The sequence below is a fragment of the Halobacterium wangiae genome (assembly GCF_021249345.1).
Lineage (GTDB): Archaea > Halobacteriota > Halobacteria > Halobacteriales > Halobacteriaceae > Halobacterium > Halobacterium wangiae.
In genome coordinates this window covers 1,266,064-1,283,509 of the sequence record NZ_CP089588.1, presented here as the reverse complement: position 1 = coordinate 1,283,509, position 17,446 = coordinate 1,266,064, and the positions used below count along the sequence as shown (strand labels likewise).

Sequence of the window (17,446 nt, the reverse complement as noted above, 5' to 3'; positions counted from 1 at the left end):
CTCGCCGCTACACTCGACGGCCGGGGGAACCTGCCGGGGTGTCTGACAGTTATGGGGCCGCGGGTCCTAGAGTGTGGTATGGCAGACTACGCTAACGACGTACTCGTCACCGCCGACTGGGTCGAGGACAACCTCGATCAGTTCCAGAGCGACGACCCCGACTACCGACTCGTCGAAGTGGACGTCGACACCGAGGCCTACGACGACGCCCACGCGCCGGGCGCAATCGGCTTCAACTGGGAGACCCAGCTTCAGGACCAGACCCAGCGCGACATCCTCGAGAAGGAGGACTTCGCGGACCTGCTGGGCAGCCACGGCATCACCGAGGACTCTACGGTCGTCCTCTACGGCGACAACTCCAACTGGTTCGCCGCCTACACCTACTGGCAGTTCAAGTACTACGGCCACGAGGACGTGAAGCTCCTCGACGGCGGCCGCGACTACTGGGTCGAGAACGACTACCCGACCACCGACGAGGTGCCGGAGTTCTCCGCACAGGAGTACGACGCCCGCGGCCCCTTCGACGGCATCCGCGCCTACCGCGACGACGTCGAGAAGGCCATCGACCGCGGCATCCCGCTCGTCGACGTGCGCTCCCCCGAGGAATTCAGCGGCGAGATCCTCGCCCCGCCGGGCCTCCAGGAGACGGCCCAGCGCGGCGGCCACATCCCCGGCGCGTCGAACATCTCGTGGGCCGCGACGGTCAACGACGACGGCACGTTCAAGAGCCACGACGAACTCGCAAAGCTGTACGAGGACGGCGGCATCACGAACGACCAGGAGGTCGTCGCCTACTGCCGCATCGGCGAGCGCTCATCGATCGCGTGGTTCGCGCTCTCCGAGCTGCTCGGCTACGACGACGTCACCAACTACGACGGCTCGTGGACCGAGTGGGGCAACCTCGTGGACGCACCCATCGAGACCGGCGACGGCAGCTAACGCCGCAACCGCCACAACCGACCGCATTTTCTTCGCCGCGACGCCAGCATACAAGCCGCAGGCTCGCCTATCCACTCGTATGAACCCAGACGAGTTCCTCGATGCGGTCCGGGACGACAACGAAACCGCGCTCTCCCGGCTCGGCTCCTCGAAGTCGCTGTACGCCGCCACCGGTGGCGAGATGGACGCCGACCACGTGTTGCGCGCCGCCGCCGACGCCGAGTTCGCCGCCGCGCGCACGTTCGAGTCGTGGGCCGACACGGAGGACCACGCCGAGGCACGCGAGGCGTTCGAGACCACCGCCGACGAGGAGGACGACCACTACGAGTCCGTCCTCGCCGAACTCGGCGAGTACGACCCCGACGGCGAGCCCTCCGCGATGCAGGCCCACCTCCGCGGCCTCGACTCGACGGTCGAGCGCGCCGGCGGCCTGCTCGGGCGCGTGCTAGCCACCGGCAAGTCCAAAGAACAGCTCACCGGCTTCTTCGTCGGGCAGGCCGACCCCCAGACCGCCCAGTTGTTCCGCGAACTCAAGGGGGACCTCGGCGACCAGCGCGAGCGGGCCCTCGAGCTCCTCGACGCAGTCTGTGCGGACGACGCCGACTGGGACGCGGCGAAAGCGGCCGCGGACGGCGCCATCCAGGCCGCCTACGACGAGTACGTCGACCAGCTGGAGTCGATGGGCGTCAACCCGAAGCCGGTCTGCTGACGCACGTTTTGCTGCGCTCGCGGCCTCCGGCCGCTCGCTGGCAAAACCTGCACTAAAAGCACTCCGCCTTCACTTCGCTTCGTGGTTCGAGAGACGCCTGTGGCGTCTCTCGTCATCACGAAAGAGCGCTTCGCGCTCTTTCGACCGACTCCGTTCAGTCGTCGGCCTCTGCTCGCTCGCTTCGCTCACTCGCAGAGTGAACCGCGACCCTTCCGGGTCCTTCGGACCACTCGGGTCGCGGATGCGTGCGTTGTTTCACTCACCGTTGTTCGGAGCGACTCGCGCCCCGCTAGACGCCTTCGACGGTCTCCCGGTAGGCTACGACGCGCTCCTTGGCCGCCTCGACGCTCTCCTTCGCGTCGGCGTCGAGTTCCGCGGAGAGTTCGTTCAGCGCGTTCGTGATGCGGTCCAGGCGCCCGTGGTCCGGGCCGGAGTCCGCCGTCGCGAGCCGCGCTAGCTGGTCGGACTGCTCGTAGAGTCGCTGTTCGCGCTCTTCGTTGGTCGTGGCGATCGCCGCCTCGCGCAGGTGGTCGCTCGCGGCGCTCAATTCGTCTCGTGCCATGTGTCGGTATCGGGTCCCGAGAGAGAAATAACTGCGGTCCGGTGTCGACTCAGTCCTGCAGTCCGAGGCCGCCGCCGACGAGCATCCCGAGACCGCCGAGCGCGGTGACGTACAGTCCCATCCCGGGCTGGAGGGCCTCCGCGATGGCCTCGCCGAAGGCGCCGGCCTGTCCGAGGTTCGTCCCGGCCGCCGGGTCGGTGATGTACAGCGCACCGATTCCGAGCGTGAGGAGTCCGAGCACCGCCACGGCGCCCTTGTCGATTCGCTCCCAGTTGCGCACCACGATGATACCGACCGCGACGACGGCGAAGATGAGGGTGTACGTCCCGTCCCCGTCCAGGCCGTTCATGCTACCCAGCTGGCCGAGTTTGATCCACGGAAGGAACGCGCCGACTGCGGCGAGCCCTGCCCCACCGAGTGCTACTTTTTCGCCCTGCGAATACTGGTTGGCTGTTGCCATGTCCAAGCCGACAAGGAGGATCACCCCACTTAAACGTACGTCAGACTCGCACTCGCGGCAGGGGGCGAACGGCGCCAGTGGAGGTCCCGGACGCCGCACGACGTGCGGCCACCGCGCTCCTGAAGTGGCCACGTGACTAGGGGGAACCAATGAGTGACGCCAGCGGCCCACTCCAGCCGGACGACCCGAAAGCGGAGGTCCCGTTCCGAGTGGAGGCCCCGTTCGACCCCGCGGGCGACCAGCCCCAGGCAATCGAGGAGCTCGCCGCGGGCTTCCAGTCGGGCGCCGACAAGCAGACGCTGCTCGGCGTCACGGGGTCGGGGAAGACGAACACCGTCTCGTGGGTGGTCGAACAGGTACAGAAACCGACGCTCGTCATCGCCCACAACAAGACCCTCGCCGCCCAGCTGTACGAGGAGTTCCGGAACCTCTTCCCGGACAACGCCGTCGAGTACTTCGTCTCCTACTACGACTACTACCAGCCCGAGGCGTACGTCGAGCAGACGGACAAGTACATCGAGAAGGACGCCTCCATCAACGACGAGATCGACCGACTCCGCCACTCCGCGACGCGCTCGCTGCTGACGCGGGACGACACCATCGTGGTCGCGTCGGTGTCGGCCATCTACGGCCTCGGTGACCCGCGCAACTACGAGGGGATGAGCCTGCGCCTCGAACGCGGTCAGACCATCGAACGCGAGGAACTGCTCTCGAAACTCGTGGACCTGAACTACGAGCGCAACGACGTCGACTTCACGCAGGGGACGTTCCGCGTTCGCGGCGACACCGTGGAGGTGTTCCCGATGTACGGCCGCTACCCCGTTCGCGTTGAGTTCTGGGGCGACGAGGTCGACCGCATGGCGAAACTCGACCCCCTCGAGGGGACCGTCGAGAGCGAGGAACCCGCAGTCCTGTTCCACCCGGCGGAGCACTACTCGGTCCCCGAGGACGAGATGGCGTCGGCCATCGAGGAGATCCGCGAGGACATGGAGGCCCGGGTCCGCTACTTCGAGCGCGAGGGTGACATGATCGCCGCCCAGCGCATCGAAGAGCGCACCACCTTCGACCTGGAGATGATGGCCGAGGCGGGCTACTGTTCGGGCATCGAGAACTACTCGGTCTACCTCTCGGACCGCGAACCCGGGGACGCGCCGTACACCCTGCTGGACTACTTCCCCGACGACTTCATGACGGTCATCGACGAGTCCCACCGCACGGTCCCGCAGATCAAGGGCCAGTACGCGGGCGACAAGTCCCGGAAGGACAGCCTGGTGGAGAACGGCTTCCGCCTCCCGACCGCCTACGACAACCGCCCGCTCACCTTCGAGGAGTTTGAGGAGAAGACCGACCAGACGCTGTACGTCTCCGCGACGCCCAGCGACTACGAGCGCGAGCACTCCGCGAACGTCGTCGAGCAGATCGTCCGCCCGACGCACCTCGTCGACCCCGAGGTGAACGTCGCGGAGGCGACCGGACAGGTCGAGGACCTCATGGCACGCATCGACGACCGCGTCGAGCGCGAGGAGCGCGTGCTCGTCACCACGCTCACCAAGCGCATGGCCGAGGACCTCACGGAGTACCTCGAGGAGGCCGGCGTCGCCGTCGAGTACATGCACGACGAGACGGACACCTTGGAGCGCCACGAACTCGTCCGCGGCCTCCGCCTCGGCGAGTTCGACGTGCTCGTCGGCATCAACCTCCTCCGGGAGGGCCTGGACATCCCCGAGGTGAGCCTCGTCGCTATCCTCGACGCCGACCAGCAGGGGTTCCTGCGCTCGGAGACCAGCCTCGTCCAGACGATGGGGCGGGCGGCCCGGAACGTCAACGGCGAGGTGATCCTCTACGCCGACGAGACGACCGACGCGATGGCCGATGCCATCGAGGAGACCCAGCGCCGCCGCCACATCCAGCAGCAGTTCAACGAGGACAACGACACCACGCCGACGACCATCGAGAAGGACGTCAGCGAGATGAACCTCCCCGGCGCGGAGACGGACACCTCCTCGGTCACCGGCGAGGGGCCGGCGGACGAACAGGAGGCCGCGCTGCTCGTCGAGGAACTCGAAGAGCGCATGGAGGCCGCCGCGAACAACCTGGAGTTCGAACTCGCAGCGGACATCCGCGACCGCATGCGCGAACTCCGCAGGGAGTTCGACATCGGCACACCCGACGCCGCCGACGAGGGCGTCGCCCCCGAAGCCGAGGAGTGGTAGGCCCGGACAACGCTTTTCGAGTCGGTCGCCGTCTGTTCGGACGCAATGATTCTCGTCGCCAACCGCTTCAAAATCGCCGACGGGTACGAGGAGGAGTTCGTCGAGCGCTTCCGCGACAGCGTCGACGGGCTCGAGGACCACGACGGCTTCGTGACGTTCGAACTCCTCACGCCCGCCAGCGAGGAGACGGACACGTTCGTCTCCGCGACGTACTGGGAGTCCCGAGCGGACTTCGAGGCGTGGACGGAGAGCCAGGACTTCGGGGACGCTCACGCCGGTGACGCGCCCAGGGAGATGTTCCTCGCCCACCCGGAACTGGAGGTACACGACGTCGCCTTCGAGTACACCGGGAGTGACTGACCGACGACCGCCGCCACCCGCCACACTCCGGCCCGTGCTAACTTCCCACAGACGGGTGTCTCAGAGCCTGTAAAACCAGGATAGTTTATTAAGTCGTGTCCACAGACGTGCACGTATGCCCGCAATCGAGACAGACGGCCTGACGAGGCGCTTCGGCGACCTCACGGCCGTCGACGCCCTGAATTTGACCGTCGAGGAGGGCGAGGTGTTCGGCTTCCTCGGTCCCAACGGCGCCGGGAAGTCCACGACCATCAACGTGCTACTGGGCTTCCTGAACGCCAGCGACGGCACCGCGGCGGTGCTCGGCCACGACGCCACCCGCGAGTCCCGGGCGGTCCGCCAGCGCACCGGCCTCCTCCCCGAGGGATTCTCGGTCTACGAGAATCTCACCGGCCGCGAGCACGTCATCTCCGCCATCGAGACGAAGGGCGCCGACGACGACCCCGACGAGATTCTCGACCGCGTCGGCCTCGACCCGGACGCCACCCGCCGCGCCGCCGGCGGCTACTCGAAGGGGATGACCCAGCGCCTCGCACTCGGCATGGCGCTCGTCGGCGACCCCGACCTCCTCATCCTCGACGAACCGTCCTCGGGCCTCGACCCGAAGGGCGCGAAACTCCTCCGGGACATCGTCCGCGAGGAGGCCGCACGCGGCGCTACCGTGTTCTTCTCCAGCCACGTCCTCGGGCAGGTCGAGCAGGTCTGCGACCGCGTCGGCATCATGAACCAGGGGACGATGACCGCCGTCGACACCATCGACAACCTCCGCGAGCGCATCGACGCCGAGTCCGTCATCGAGGCCGACGTGGCGTCCGTGCCCGACGTCGAGTCGGTCGCGGCCGTCGACGGCGTCCGCGACGTGACCGTCGTCGGCGAGACGATCGAGATCGCCTGCGTCCGGCCGGACGCGAAGATGCCGGCGCTCCGCGCGCTCGACGCCGTCGCCACCGTCACCGACATCACCGTCGCGGACGCCTCCCTGGAGGCGCTGTTCGAGCAGTACACCGAGAACGGCGACGGCGAGCGGAGCGACGCGAGTGGAACCGCACCGAAGGCTGCCGCCGCTCCCGGAGGTGACGCGGCGTGAGTCTCCGCACCGTCGCTCGCGACGACTTCACGAACGCCCGCCGGTCGTACGTCGTGCTCGGCGTCGTCGGCGTCCTCACGGCGCTCGTCGCGCTCATCTTCGTCTCCGAGATCACCGTCTACGATCACCCGTACCGGGCGCTGTTCGACGTGTCGTTCTTCATGTTCCTGGTGTTCCCCATCATCCTCGCGCCGCTCACGTACCTCGCCATCGCCGGCGACCGGGACAGCGGCGCCATCAAGTACGTGATGGGACTGCCGAACACGCGCACCGACTACGTGCTCGGGAAGTTCGCCTCGCGGTTCGCGGTGGCCGTCGCCGCCGTCGTCCTCGCCGTCGCCGCCGGCTTCCTCGTCGCGCTCCTGGCGTTCGTCGAGGCCCCGGGTCCCGCGCGGTTCGCGGCGTTCGCCGGCGTCTCGCTGCTGGCCGCGTTCGCGTTCGTCGGCATCTACGTCGGCATCTCCGCGGTCACGAACAGTCGGTCCCGGGCGATGCTCGGCGTCTTCGGCGCCTACTTCCTGCTCGTGCCGTTCTGGTTCGGGTTCCTCCCCGTCATCGGCCTCCCCGACCTCCTGAACACCGTCGCCGACGTCCTCGGGACGACCATCTCCGAGGACACCCAGCAACTGGTACGGGCGCTCTCCCCGGCGACGTCGTACCTCTACAGCACCCAGATCGTCTACCAGGGGCTGTTCCCGACGCCGTACGACTCGCTCAACGCCCAGATCGGTAACGCACCGGACAAGGTGTACGCGAAGTTCTGGTTCAACGCCCTCGTGATGTTCGTCTGGGGCGCCGGTTCGATGCTCGTCGGCTACCTCTCCTTCCGCCGGTCGGAACTCGGGTAGTCAGAGCCGCCGTGCCAGCGTCTCCGCCGTCTTCTCGCCGACGCCCTCGACGTCCCGCAGGTCGCCCGCAGAGGCCTCGCGGACCGCTTCGACGCTCCCGAACCGCCGAAGGATGCGCTTGCGCAACTCCGGGCCGACGCCGTCGACGCCGTCCAGCGCCGTCGACACCTCGTCGCGCACCGTCTGGTGGTACGCCACCGCGAACCGATGGGCCTCGTCGCGGACGCGCTGGAGGACGTGCAACTGGGGTGCGTCGCCGTCCCAGTCGTACGTCCGCTCGGGGGTGATGACGACCTCCTCGTCTTTCGCCAGCGCCACCGCCGGCACGTCCCACCCCGTCTCCTCGAGGGCATCGAGTGCGGCGTTCAGCTGTCCCTCTCCGCCGTCGACGAGCAGCAGGTCGGGGTCCGGGCGGTCGTCCCGCCCTTCGAGCGCGCGCGCTGCGCGCCACTGCACGAGGCGCTTCATGTTCGCGTAGTCGTCGTTCTCGTCGTCGAGTTTCTTCCGGCGGTAGCCGGCCTTCTCCGCGCTCCCGCCGACGAAGCAGACGTCGCTGCCGACGGCCGCCTTCCCCTGGGCGTGGCTCACGTCGAACCCCTCGATGCGTTCCGGACGGGCAGTCCCGAGGGCGTCCGCGAGCGCGCCGAGTTCGTCCTTGTCGCCGGCGCGCCGGTGGGCGTTCTTCAGGGCCAGATCGACGAGCGTCGCCTCCCGGCCAGCGCCCGGCACCTGGACCTCGACGCCCGCCGCGTCGAGCCACGCCGCCACGTCGTCGTCGCCGTGGGCCTCGGGGAGCAGCAGGCGGTCCGGGAGCTCCCGCTCGGCGTAGAACTGCACGATGAACGCCGCGAGCAGGTCCGCGATGTGGCTCACGGGTCGTCCCTCCCCGTTCGCTCGTTCCGCGGCCTCCTCGGAGTCGGCCGCGCGGTCGGGCGCGTCCAGATAGTGCTGGTCGCGCTCCACGAGTTGTCCGTGCTCGGCGTGCAGGCGGGCGACGGTCGCCCGGTCGCCCTCCACGGCCACACCGAGCACGTCGGTCGTCTTCGTGTCGTCGTGGCTCGCGACCGCCGCGCCCGCGCCGCCGTGGAACGACTCGACGTCCTCCAGTCGGTCCCGGAGGTTCGCCGCGCGCTCGAACTCCTGGTTCTGGGCCGCTCGCTCCATCTCCCGGCGCATCGGGTCCGCGAGCACGCCGGGTTCGCCCTCGAAGAACCGCCGCGCCGCTTCCACGTCCGTGAGGTAGTCTTCCTCGGCGATCTCGCCCGTGCAGGGCGCTGTGCAGAGCCCCATCTCGTAGTCCAGGCAGGGGCGCTCGCGGCCCCGGTACTTGTGCTCGGAGCAGCCCCGGACGCCGTACACCTCGCGGACGGCCTTCACGACCGTGTTCACCTGTCCGATGTCCGTGTACGGGCCGTACGCGACGGCGCCCTCCTCGGGGTCGCGGGTCACCTCGATCCGGGGGGCGTCGTGGTCCGTGAACTGCACCAGTGGGTAGGACTTGTCGTCCTTCAGGCGGACGTTGTACCGTGGCTGGTGGCGCTTGACGAGGTTCGCCTCCAGCAGCAGCGCCTGCGTCTCCGTGTCGGTGACCGCGAAGTCGAGGCCGTCCGCACGCTCGACCATGTTCGCGATGCGCCTGCTCCGCGGGTCCGCGTACGACCGCACCCGGGAGCGGACGTCCACGGCCTTCCCGACGTACAGCACGGTCCCGTCGTCCCGCAGGAACTGGTAGACGCCGGGCTCCCTGGGCAGGTCGCTCGCGAACTCCCGGACCGCGTCCCCGTCCATCGGGCGGCCGTAGGCGCTTCGGCCGCTTCAGTTACGCGGTCGCCGAGAGCGAGGGCGAACGAGCGAACAGCCCCGGGAGCCGCGAACAGCGGGGGCGCCCGCCACGTTTAGGGTGCGCCGGAGTGTTCCTGAACGTACACATGTCCGTCTCTGAACCGGAGTCCTCGGTCGACCACGACCTCCCGGCGTCCTGGCTGCTCGACAGCGCCATCGACTGGCTGGTCGCCGCGCTGCTCGTGGTGGCAGGGGCCGTGCTCGCCGTCCCGGGCGCCCTCTTCTACGCCGCCGTCGACGAGGAACTGGCTCGCGAACTGGTCGCCGAACAGACCGTCGAGTCGACGATCCTGACGGAGGCTGAGACGATCGAGGTCACCGAGGCACTGGGGTCGTGGACCGGCCTCGGGATGGTCGTCACGGGTGTGGCGCTGGTCGTCGCTGGCGTCTGGTTCCTCGTTCACTACCGCCGCGTCCGCTCGCGGGGTGGCGAGCGCGCGCTCGCGGAATCTCGGCGGAACGTCGTGCTCGGTGCGGCCGTCACCGCCGTCGCGAGCAGCATCCCGCTCTCGCCGGTGATCGGCGGCGGGCTCGCCGGCTACCTCGAACGTGGGGGCGGAGCCGTCGCGGCCGGCACGCTCTCCGGACTGGTCGCGTCCGTGCCCGTCGTCCTCCTGCTCGTGTTCCCCACGGTCGGCGTGGCGACCGTCTCGGTCCCCATCGCGGCCGTGCTGGTCGCTGCGCTGCTGTTCTCTGTCGTCTACCTCGTCGCGTTGAGCGCGCTCGGCGGCTACCTCGGGGGCGCCGTCGCCGGCTCCCGGTAGGCCGACCCCGAACGCTTCAAGGGCGTCCTCCGAGAACCGCCAGACGATGACCGACACCGAGCGCGCCTGGCTGGTCTACCGGGAGTACACCGACAAGGGCCTGCTGAACGTCGTCTACGCCACGCCGGACGGCGAGCGAGTCCTCCGCAAGCAGCGCTCGATGAACGCCGGCGACCCGACGGCCGCCGTCGACGTCGAGGTCGACGACCTCGAACCCCCAGCGGACGACCAGGAACGACAGCGCTACGCGGAGGAGGCGACCCGGATGCGCGACCGCCACGACCCCGACGACCGCGTGTAGGGTTCGCAGCGGTGGCGACCGGGAGCAAAACACTTCACGTCGCCGCGAGACGTCGGCGTATGCACGACGCCCTCCCCGCGGTGACCGACGCGTGACCTGGCAGGTTCTCGCCCGCCGCGACCTCCGTGAACTGCTCGCAGACCGGACGCTGTTGTACTTCTGTGGGTTCTTCGCGCTGGTCGGCGGCGGCGTCTCGCTCGTCGCCGCTCGCGGTCAGAGCCCCACGCCCCTGGCCGGTATCCTCGCCGTCCTGCTCATGTTCGGCGTCCCCCTCACCGGCGGGACCATCGTCCACGAGGCCATCCCGCGGAGCGTGACGAGTGGCCGCGTCCGACTCACGCTCTCGTTGCCACACACCCGCGAGGCGTTCGTCGCGGGTGCCGGTGCCGCGGCGCTGGCCGCTACCCTGGCCGCCACCGGTGTCGGCGCCCTCGCCGCGCTCGCGGTGTACGTCTTCCGCGGCGCTCCGGTCGACGTCTTCGTCACCGTCCAGACGCTGGCAGTCACCGCCCTCCTCGGCGCTGCGTTCGTCGGTGCGACGCTCGCGTTCACCGCACGCTCGCGGTCGACGACGCTGGCGGCGGCCACGACCTACGGGTTCTTCCTGCTGTCGTTCGTCTGGCCGGGCGTCGTCGCCGTCGGGTCCGTCGTCCTCACGGGACAGTTCGGGGTCCCCGTCCCGCAGCAGGCCGTGGACACGGTCGTCCAGCTCAGCCCCATCTACGCCTACCAGAACGCCGTCTCGGCCGTCGGAGGGGGTCTCACCGGACCGACCGGCCACCTCCCCGAGTGGGGCGGTGTCGTCGTCCTGCTCGCGTGGGCGAGTCTCGGCTACGCGGTCGCCGCACACCGGTTCGGCGGCATCGACCTCTGAGCGGCCGCCGCAGGCGTTTCCTCGCCTGAGAAACACCACAACCCATTTATAAGCTCCTGGAGTTGTTCCCCCCATGCCAGCAATCGAGCTATCGGGCGTCACCAAGCGGTTCGGTGACGTCACTGCTCTCCACGACCTGGACCTCGAGGTCCAGGACGGCGAGATATACGGCTTCCTCGGGCCGAACGGCGCCGGGAAGTCGACGACCATCGACATCCTCCTGGACTTCGTGCGCCCGACCTCCGGGCAGGCGTCGGTCCTCGGGATGGACGCACAGGACGACTCGCTGGCCATCCGCCAGCGAACCGGCGTGCTCCCGGACGGCTTCCACGTCTACGACCGACTCACCGCGCGCCAGCACCTCCAGTTCGCCATCGAGTCGAAGGACGCCAACGACGACCCCGAGGAACTCCTCGAGCGCGTCGGCATCCCGGACGCCGCCGACCGGAAGGCGGGCGGCTTTTCGAAGGGGATGGCCCAGCGCCTCGCACTCGCCGTCGCGCTCGTCGGCGACCCCGACCTCATCATCCTCGACGAGCCCTCGACCGGCCTCGACCCGAACGGCGCTCGCGAGATGCGGGCCATCATCCAGGAGGAGGCCGACCGCGGCGCGACGGTGTTCTTCTCGAGTCACATCCTCGAACAGGTCGAGGCGGTCTGTGACCGCGTCGGCATCCTCCAGGACGGCGAACTCGTCGCCGAGGACACCATCCGCGGCCTCCGCGACGCCGCCGGCACCGGGACGACGCTCCGGGTCGCCGTCGACGCGCTCACGGACGACGTGCTGACCGCAGTCCGGAACGTGCCCGGCGTCACCAGCGTGACTGCCGACGGTGACACGCTCACCGTGCGCACGGAGAGCGCCGCGAAGACCGACGTCCTCGACGCCGTCGAGGGCACCGGCGCGGACGTCGTCGACTTCTCCACCGAGGAGGCGTCGCTGGACGACGTGTTCGCCGCGTACACCGAGGAGGAGGAGGCGATGCGCGCATGAGCTGGTCCGTCGTCGCCAAGAAGGACTTCCGGGACGCCGGCCGCTCGAAGGCGCTGTGGGCGCTCAGCGTGCTGTTCGTGCTGTTCATGGCGGGCATGGCGTACGTGTACACGCTCGTCCAGTCGGGCGGTCCCGCCGGGACGGACGACCTCGAGAGCCTCGGCCTCATCTTCTTCCTCATCAGTCCGGTCACGCTGCTCATCCCGCTGACCGCGCTCGTCATGGCGCACAAGTCCATCGCGGGCGAAGTCGAGTCCGGCAGCGCGAAGTTCCTCCTGTCGCTTCCCCACACCCGCCGCGACGCCATCGTCGGCAAGGTCGTCGGCCGGGGCGCCGTCATGGGCGTCGCCGTCCTCGTCGGCCTCGTCGTCGCTGCCGTCGTCACCGTCGCGCTGTACGACAGCTTCGACGCGACGGCGTACCTCGGGTTCGCGGCGCTCACGCTGTTCCTCGCCGTGATGTACACGGCCATCGGCGTCGGCCTCTCGGCCACCACGAAGGACGGCGGCCGCGCGACGATTCTCGTCGCCGGCTTCTACGTCTTCTTCGAACTCGCGTGGGGTCTCGTCCCGACCGGCCTCCTCTACCTCCAGACGGGGCGGTTCTCCCCGATGGGCACGCCACCGGACTGGTACCTCCTCCTCAACCGCCTGCCGCCGTCTTCGGCGTTCTCCAGTGCGGTGTTCCAGTTCCTCCCCGGCAACGCCGGCAACATCGCGCAGTACTTCCCGCAGAGCCCGCCGATCCACCTCTCGAAGTGGGCGGCGCTCGCGATGATGGTGGTGTGGTTCGTCGTCGTGCCGCTCGTCGGCTACCGCATCTTCGAGCGCGCCGACCTCTAGGGTCGACAGCGGAACCGCCGCGTCTCCTCGCCGTTGAAGGCCGGTCCCTCTCCCTCGTCCTCGAACCCGGCGTCCACGAGCACCTCGTGGAACGCCTCGTCGCCGTCCGGCACCACGACCTCGACGGGCAGGGACTCGCCGGCCGCGAACGACCGGGGTTCGCTGAGCAGTTCGCCGACGACGTCGGATTCGCCGTCGAACCGCGTGACGTGGACGGCGCCCCGCCACGTGTCGAACGCGACGAACCCGGCGACCCCGTCGTCGGTCTCTGCCACGCGGACGGTCCGGTCACGGATCAGTCGCTCGGCGTCGATGTCGTCGCTGGCGAGCGCGACGAGGGACTCCGCGTCGTCGTCCGTCGCGTCGCGGACGTTCATGCCCTTCCGTAGGCGGGCGACGGACTTAATCCCCGCGCGGCAACCGTTTCGTCCATGCAAGCAGTTATCCCGCCGGCAGACCGTACGTTCCGGCAATGACCACGGTACGCAGTGCCGGTGACCGCCGATGCGAGTAGTCGCGAAGTTCGGCGGCACCAGTCTCGGCAGCGGCGACCGCGTGGAGCGAGCGGCCGACTCCATCGCGGACGCCGTCGCCGCCGACCACGAGATAGCGGTCGTCGCCTCCGCGATGGGGAACACCACGGACGAACTGCTCGAGGACATCACCTTCGAGGCCGACGACACGGACCGCGCGGAGATCGTCTCGATGGGCGAGCGGACGTCCGTCCGGATGCTGAAGGCGGCGCTGGCCGCCCGCGGCGTGAACGCGACGTTCCTCGAACCCGGCCACCCGGACTGGCCCATCGTCACGAACCAGCGCGGCGAGGTGGACGCCGACGCCACGAGGGAGCGCGCGGCCGAACTCGCCGAGCGACTGGGCGAGACGGTTCCCGTCATCACGGGGTTCCTCGCCGAGGACCACGACGGCAACGTCACGACGCTCGGCCGCGGCGGGTCGGACACCACCGCGGTGATGCTCGGGCGCTACGTCGACGCCGACCAGGTGGTCATCGTGACCGATGTCGAGGGCGTCATGACCGGCGACCCCCACGTCGTCGAGGGCGCGCGGAACGTCGGGGAGATCACCGTCGACGAACTCCGGAACCTGTCCTTCCGCGGCGCCGAGGTTGTCGCGCCGTCGGCGCTGTCGTTCAAGGACGACGAACTGGACGTCCGCGTCATCCACTACCAGCACGGCGACCTGCTCTCCGGCGGCACGCGCATCGAGGGCCAGTTCGAGAACATGGTCGACATGCGGGAGTCCCAGCTCGCGTGTCTCACCGTCGCCGGCCGGGCGATCCGCAACCGCCCCGGCATCGCGGCGACGCTGTCGACCGCGCTGTACGAGAGCGACATCAACGTCGACGCCATCGCCTCAGGGATGGACTCGATGACGTTCTACGTCGACGAGTCGGTCGCCGAGCGCGCCGAGAACGTCCTCCACCGGGAGGTCATCGAGGTCGGCGAACTCTCCTCGGTGACGGTCACCGACGACATCGCCGTCATCCGCGTGCTCGGCGGCGAACTCCCGAACCAGCCCGGCGTCCTCCGGCGCATCGTCGACCCGATCGCGGAGGCGAACATCAACGTCATCGACATCATCTCGAGTGCCACGTCGGTCGCCATCTTCGTCGATTGGGCGGACCGCGAGGAGGCCCTCGACATCGTCCAGGACAGCGTCCGCTCGTAACCCCTCTCCAGCCGCAGCTGGCGAGCGTCGAACAGCCCTGTACATCCGCGTACACGTCTTCTACGCCGGAACTTTCACGGTGTAGCACCCTCTCGTACTCGTGCGTTCCTACAAGGCGACGATGGTCGACCCCGTCCGTCTCCTCCCCCGCGAGGACCGCGAGGCCGCTCTCGCGGACGCGGGCTACAACGTCTTCAACCTCGACAGTGCGGACGTCTTCGTCGACCTCCTGACCGACTCGGGCACCGGCACCATGAGCAACGACCAGTGGGCGGCGATGTTCCGCGGCGACGAGGCGTACGCCGGCAGCGAGGGGTTCGCCGAACTCGAAGCCGCCGCCCAGGCGGTGATGGGCTTCGAGCGCGTCGTCCCCGCCCACCAGGGCCGCGGCGCCGAGAACATCCTCTACGGCGCGCTCGTCTCCGAGGGCGACACCGTGCTCAACAACGCCCACTTCGACACCACCCGGGCCCACGTCGCCGCGAACGGCGGCGACCCCGTGGACTGCCCGGTCGAGGCCGCAACGGACATGGACTCCGAGGCGCCGTTCAAGGGCGACTTCTCCGTCGAGCGCGGCCGCCAGGTCGTCGAGGCGGTCGGCGAAGAGAACGTCCCCGTCGTCGTCCTCACGATCACGAACAACTCGATGGCGGGCCAGCCCGTGAGCGTCGAGAACACCCGCGAGGTCGCCGCCTTCGCCGACGACATCGACGCCACGTTCGTCGTCGACGCCTGCCGGTTCGCCGAGAACGCGTACTTCGTCCAGCAGCGCGAACCCGAGTTCGAGACCGAGAGCGTCGCCGCCATCGCGCGCGAACAGCTCTCCTACGCCGACGCCTGCGTGATGAGCGGGAAGAAGGACGGCCTCGTCAACATCGGCGGCTTCGTCGGGCTCCGGGAGGACAGTGAACTGTACGAACAGTGTCGCCAGCGCGGCATCCTCTACGAGGGGTTCTCCACGTACGGCGGCATGGCCGGCCGCGACCTCGCCGCCTTCGCCGTCGGCCTCCGGGAGGCCGTCGACCCGCCGTACGTCGCCGAGCGCGTCGAGCAGGTCCAGCGGCTCTGCCGGGCGCTCGCCGACCGCGGCGTCCCCGTCTACCAGCCAGCCGGCGGCCACGCCGTCTACGTCGACGCCAACCAGGCGCTCCCCCACGTCCCCCGCGAGGAGTTCCCCGGCCAGGCGTTCGTCTGCGAACTCTACCGCGAGGGCGGTGTCCGCGGTGTCGAACTCGGCCGGTTCGCCTTCCCCGAGACCGAACGGCGGGACCTCGTCCGACTCGCGCTCCCGCGGCGTACCTACGGCCCCGACCACATCGAGCACGTCGCCGATACCGCGGAAGCCGTCTGCGAGCGCGCGGACGAGATCTCGGGCATGGAGATCGTCGCGGAGCCGTCGATGGCGGAACTCCGGCACTTCTCTGCGGAACTCCGGCCGCTCGACTGAGTGGTCCCCAGGGCGTCGACGGCCGAGTCGCCGTCCGGGACGCCTTCGATGGACTCGTTGCGCGCCTCGGTCGCGCGTCTCCTGGCAGTCCGCGGGCGGCGTTCGCCTGTCGGCGCCTCCGGCGCACGGCACTGCCGCACGGGAGCACTCCAAAGATAATCATCTTTAGTTATGTTTATCTCGGTGGTGGTTGGAGTTCTAGAGTGGGGTGCACAGCGATGGTACAAGCACACAACCTAGATCGTGACGCAGCGGCAGCGGACTGCCGGTTCGTCGTTCACTCCGAGAACGAGGCGGAAGCCATCGAACTGGCGAACAACCACATGCGCGACGCCCACGGGAAGAACCTCACGGACGAACAACTCCGCAGCGAACACCTGCAAACCGTGTAGCACAGAATCATGTCATCAGGAACCAGGTCGGGGGAGAACCCGATCGACGAAGAGGAGCTGAACCAGCTCGTGGAGACGTCACTCGTGGACCTCGGTGCGACGGTCCACGCCGCGCTGACCATCATCGGTGACGAGCTCGGGCTCTACACGGCACTCGAGGCCGACGGGCCGCTCACGTCCACCGAGCTGGCCGAGGAGACGGACACCGCAGAACGCTACGTCCGCGAGTGGCTGCGTTCGCAGGCCGCTGGCGGGTACGTGAGCTACGACTCCGAGACCGACCGCTACAGTCTGTCGCCGGAACAGGCGTACGTGCTAGCCGACCAGGAGAGCCCGGTGTTCATGCCCGGCGCGTTCCAGCTGGTCGCGTCGGCGGCCAAGATCGAACCCGAACTCCGCGAGGCGTTCCGCACAGGCCGGGGCATCGGTTGGCACGAACACGACGAGGACGTGTTCCACGGCACCGAACGCTTCTTCGGACCGTCCTACGGCGCCTTCCTGCTCGACTGGATCGCGGCGCTCGACGGGGTCGACGAGACGCTGGACGCGGGCGGGCGGATTGCCGACGTTGGCTGTGGCCACGGCGCGCCGACGATCCGGATAGCCGAGGCGTACCCTAACTCGACGGTCGTCGGCGTCGACTACCACGAGGCGTCGGTCGCAGTGGCGCGCGAGCGGGCGGAGACGGCGGGTGTCGCCGACCGCGTCGACTTCGAGGTGGCGACGGCGTCGACCTACGACGGGGCCGACTACGACCTCGTCACGATGTTCAACTGCTTCCACGACATGGGCGACCCGGTGGGTGTGGCGGCTCACGTCCGGGAGACGCTCACCGACGACGGAACGTGGATGATCGTCGAACCCTACGCCGCGGACCAGACCGAAGACAACTTTACGCCGTTCGGTCGCCTGGCGTACTCGATATCGACGGTGGCCTGCACGCCGAACTCGCTGAGCCAGAAGGTCGGCTACGGGCTCGGCGCGCAGGCTGGAGAGGAACGCACCCGCGAGGTCGTCACCGACGGGGGGTTCACGCACTTCCGACGCGTGGCCGAGACACCGACTAGTCTGGTCTTCGAAGCAAGACCGTAACGGTCCGTACCACTCCTTTCGACCGTCACGG

At 68.9% G+C, this 17,446-nt stretch carries 19 protein-coding genes; 15 read left to right on the top strand and 4 right to left on the bottom strand.

Annotated features, from left to right (window positions below; all coding sequences use genetic code 11):
• Positions 1–78 precede the first annotated feature (78 nt).
• Positions 79–939, top strand: a complete 861-nt coding sequence (locus LT965_RS07035) for a sulfurtransferase (RefSeq protein WP_232703310.1) — start codon at positions 79–81, stop codon at positions 937–939.
• Between the two features lie 79 nt (positions 940–1,018).
• Positions 1,019–1,648 (top strand): rubrerythrin family protein, encoded by a 630-nt coding sequence (locus LT965_RS07030; protein WP_232703309.1) that lies wholly within the window; start codon positions 1,019–1,021, stop codon positions 1,646–1,648.
• 289 nt (positions 1,649–1,937) lie between these two features.
• Here the strand turns inward: LT965_RS07030 and LT965_RS07025 are convergent, their stop codons facing one another.
• A complete protein-coding gene (locus LT965_RS07025; RefSeq protein ID WP_232703308.1) occupies positions 1,938–2,210 on the bottom strand; it encodes a DUF7553 family protein in 273 nt (90 codons plus the stop codon).
• Between the two features lie 49 nt (positions 2,211–2,259).
• Entirely contained in the window at positions 2,260–2,670 is a 411-nt protein-coding gene (locus LT965_RS07020) for a hypothetical protein (RefSeq protein ID WP_232703307.1), read from the bottom strand.
• Between the two features lie 149 nt (positions 2,671–2,819).
• On the opposite strand from LT965_RS07020, the gene uvrB reads away from it, so the two are divergent.
• The 4 genes from uvrB (at position 2,820) to LT965_RS07000 (ending at position 7,178) form a co-directional block, all read left to right on the top strand.
• Positions 2,820–4,883, top strand: a complete 2,064-nt coding sequence (gene uvrB / locus LT965_RS07015; RefSeq protein ID WP_232703306.1) for an excinuclease ABC subunit UvrB — start codon at positions 2,820–2,822, stop codon at positions 4,881–4,883.
• Positions 4,884–4,928: 45 nt separating this feature from the next.
• Positions 4,929–5,243, top strand: a complete 315-nt coding sequence (locus tag LT965_RS07010) for an antibiotic biosynthesis monooxygenase family protein (RefSeq protein WP_232703305.1) — start codon at positions 4,929–4,931, stop codon at positions 5,241–5,243.
• A 115-nt stretch (positions 5,244–5,358) separates the two neighbouring features.
• Positions 5,359–6,330: an ABC transporter ATP-binding protein gene (locus LT965_RS07005; protein WP_232703304.1), complete on the top strand. Its 972-nt coding sequence runs from the start codon at positions 5,359–5,361 to the stop codon at positions 6,328–6,330.
• Positions 6,327–7,178: an ABC transporter permease gene (locus LT965_RS07000; protein WP_232703303.1), complete on the top strand. Its 852-nt coding sequence runs from the start codon at positions 6,327–6,329 to the stop codon at positions 7,176–7,178. The genes LT965_RS07005 and LT965_RS07000 overlap by 4 nt, the downstream gene beginning before the upstream one ends.
• Here the strand turns inward: LT965_RS07000 and LT965_RS06995 are convergent, their stop codons facing one another.
• The gene (locus LT965_RS06995) at positions 7,179–8,966 is read right to left on the bottom strand and encodes an excinuclease ABC subunit C (RefSeq protein ID WP_232703302.1); all 1,788 of its coding nucleotides are present in this window, start codon (positions 8,964–8,966) and stop codon (positions 7,179–7,181) included.
• 140 nt (positions 8,967–9,106) lie between these two features.
• Here LT965_RS06995 and LT965_RS06990 point away from each other — a divergent pair, with 140 nt between their 5' ends.
• From LT965_RS06990 to LT965_RS06970, 5 genes are all read left to right on the top strand, one after another.
• Positions 9,107–9,784, top strand: a complete 678-nt coding sequence (locus LT965_RS06990) for a DUF5518 domain-containing protein (protein WP_232703301.1) — start codon at positions 9,107–9,109, stop codon at positions 9,782–9,784.
• 46 nt (positions 9,785–9,830) lie between these two features.
• Positions 9,831–10,085, top strand: a complete 255-nt coding sequence (locus LT965_RS06985) for a DUF7967 family protein (protein ID WP_232703300.1) — start codon at positions 9,831–9,833, stop codon at positions 10,083–10,085.
• A gap of 91 nt (positions 10,086–10,176) precedes the next feature.
• Complete coding sequence (locus tag LT965_RS06980) at positions 10,177–10,959, top strand: ABC transporter permease subunit (RefSeq protein WP_232703299.1); 783 nt, start codon at positions 10,177–10,179, stop codon at positions 10,957–10,959.
• A 73-nt stretch (positions 10,960–11,032) separates the two neighbouring features.
• Complete coding sequence (locus LT965_RS06975; protein ID WP_232703298.1) at positions 11,033–11,953, top strand: ABC transporter ATP-binding protein; 921 nt, start codon at positions 11,033–11,035, stop codon at positions 11,951–11,953.
• Positions 11,950–12,795, top strand: a complete 846-nt coding sequence (locus LT965_RS06970; protein ID WP_232703297.1) for an ABC transporter permease subunit — start codon at positions 11,950–11,952, stop codon at positions 12,793–12,795. The genes LT965_RS06975 and LT965_RS06970 overlap by 4 nt, the downstream gene beginning before the upstream one ends.
• Here LT965_RS06970 and LT965_RS06965 read toward each other — a convergent pair.
• Entirely contained in the window at positions 12,792–13,172 is a 381-nt protein-coding gene (locus LT965_RS06965) for a GNAT family N-acetyltransferase (RefSeq protein ID WP_232703296.1), read from the bottom strand. The genes LT965_RS06970 and LT965_RS06965 overlap by 4 nt on opposite strands.
• A gap of 127 nt (positions 13,173–13,299) precedes the next feature.
• Here LT965_RS06965 and LT965_RS06960 point away from each other — a divergent pair, with 127 nt between their 5' ends.
• The 4 genes from LT965_RS06960 (at position 13,300) to LT965_RS06945 (ending at position 17,415) form a co-directional block, all read left to right on the top strand.
• A complete protein-coding gene (locus tag LT965_RS06960; RefSeq protein WP_232703295.1) occupies positions 13,300–14,484 on the top strand; it encodes an aspartate kinase in 1,185 nt (394 codons plus the stop codon).
• A gap of 100 nt (positions 14,485–14,584) precedes the next feature.
• The gene (locus LT965_RS06955; RefSeq protein WP_232703294.1) at positions 14,585–15,931 is read left to right on the top strand and encodes a tryptophanase; all 1,347 of its coding nucleotides are present in this window, start codon (positions 14,585–14,587) and stop codon (positions 15,929–15,931) included.
• 218 nt (positions 15,932–16,149) lie between these two features.
• Positions 16,150–16,323: a DUF1059 domain-containing protein gene (locus tag LT965_RS06950; RefSeq protein ID WP_232703293.1), complete on the top strand. Its 174-nt coding sequence runs from the start codon at positions 16,150–16,152 to the stop codon at positions 16,321–16,323.
• A 9-nt stretch (positions 16,324–16,332) separates the two neighbouring features.
• Entirely contained in the window at positions 16,333–17,415 is a 1,083-nt protein-coding gene (locus LT965_RS06945; RefSeq protein ID WP_232703292.1) for a class I SAM-dependent methyltransferase, read from the top strand.
• The last annotated feature ends 31 nt before the right edge of the window (positions 17,416–17,446 follow it).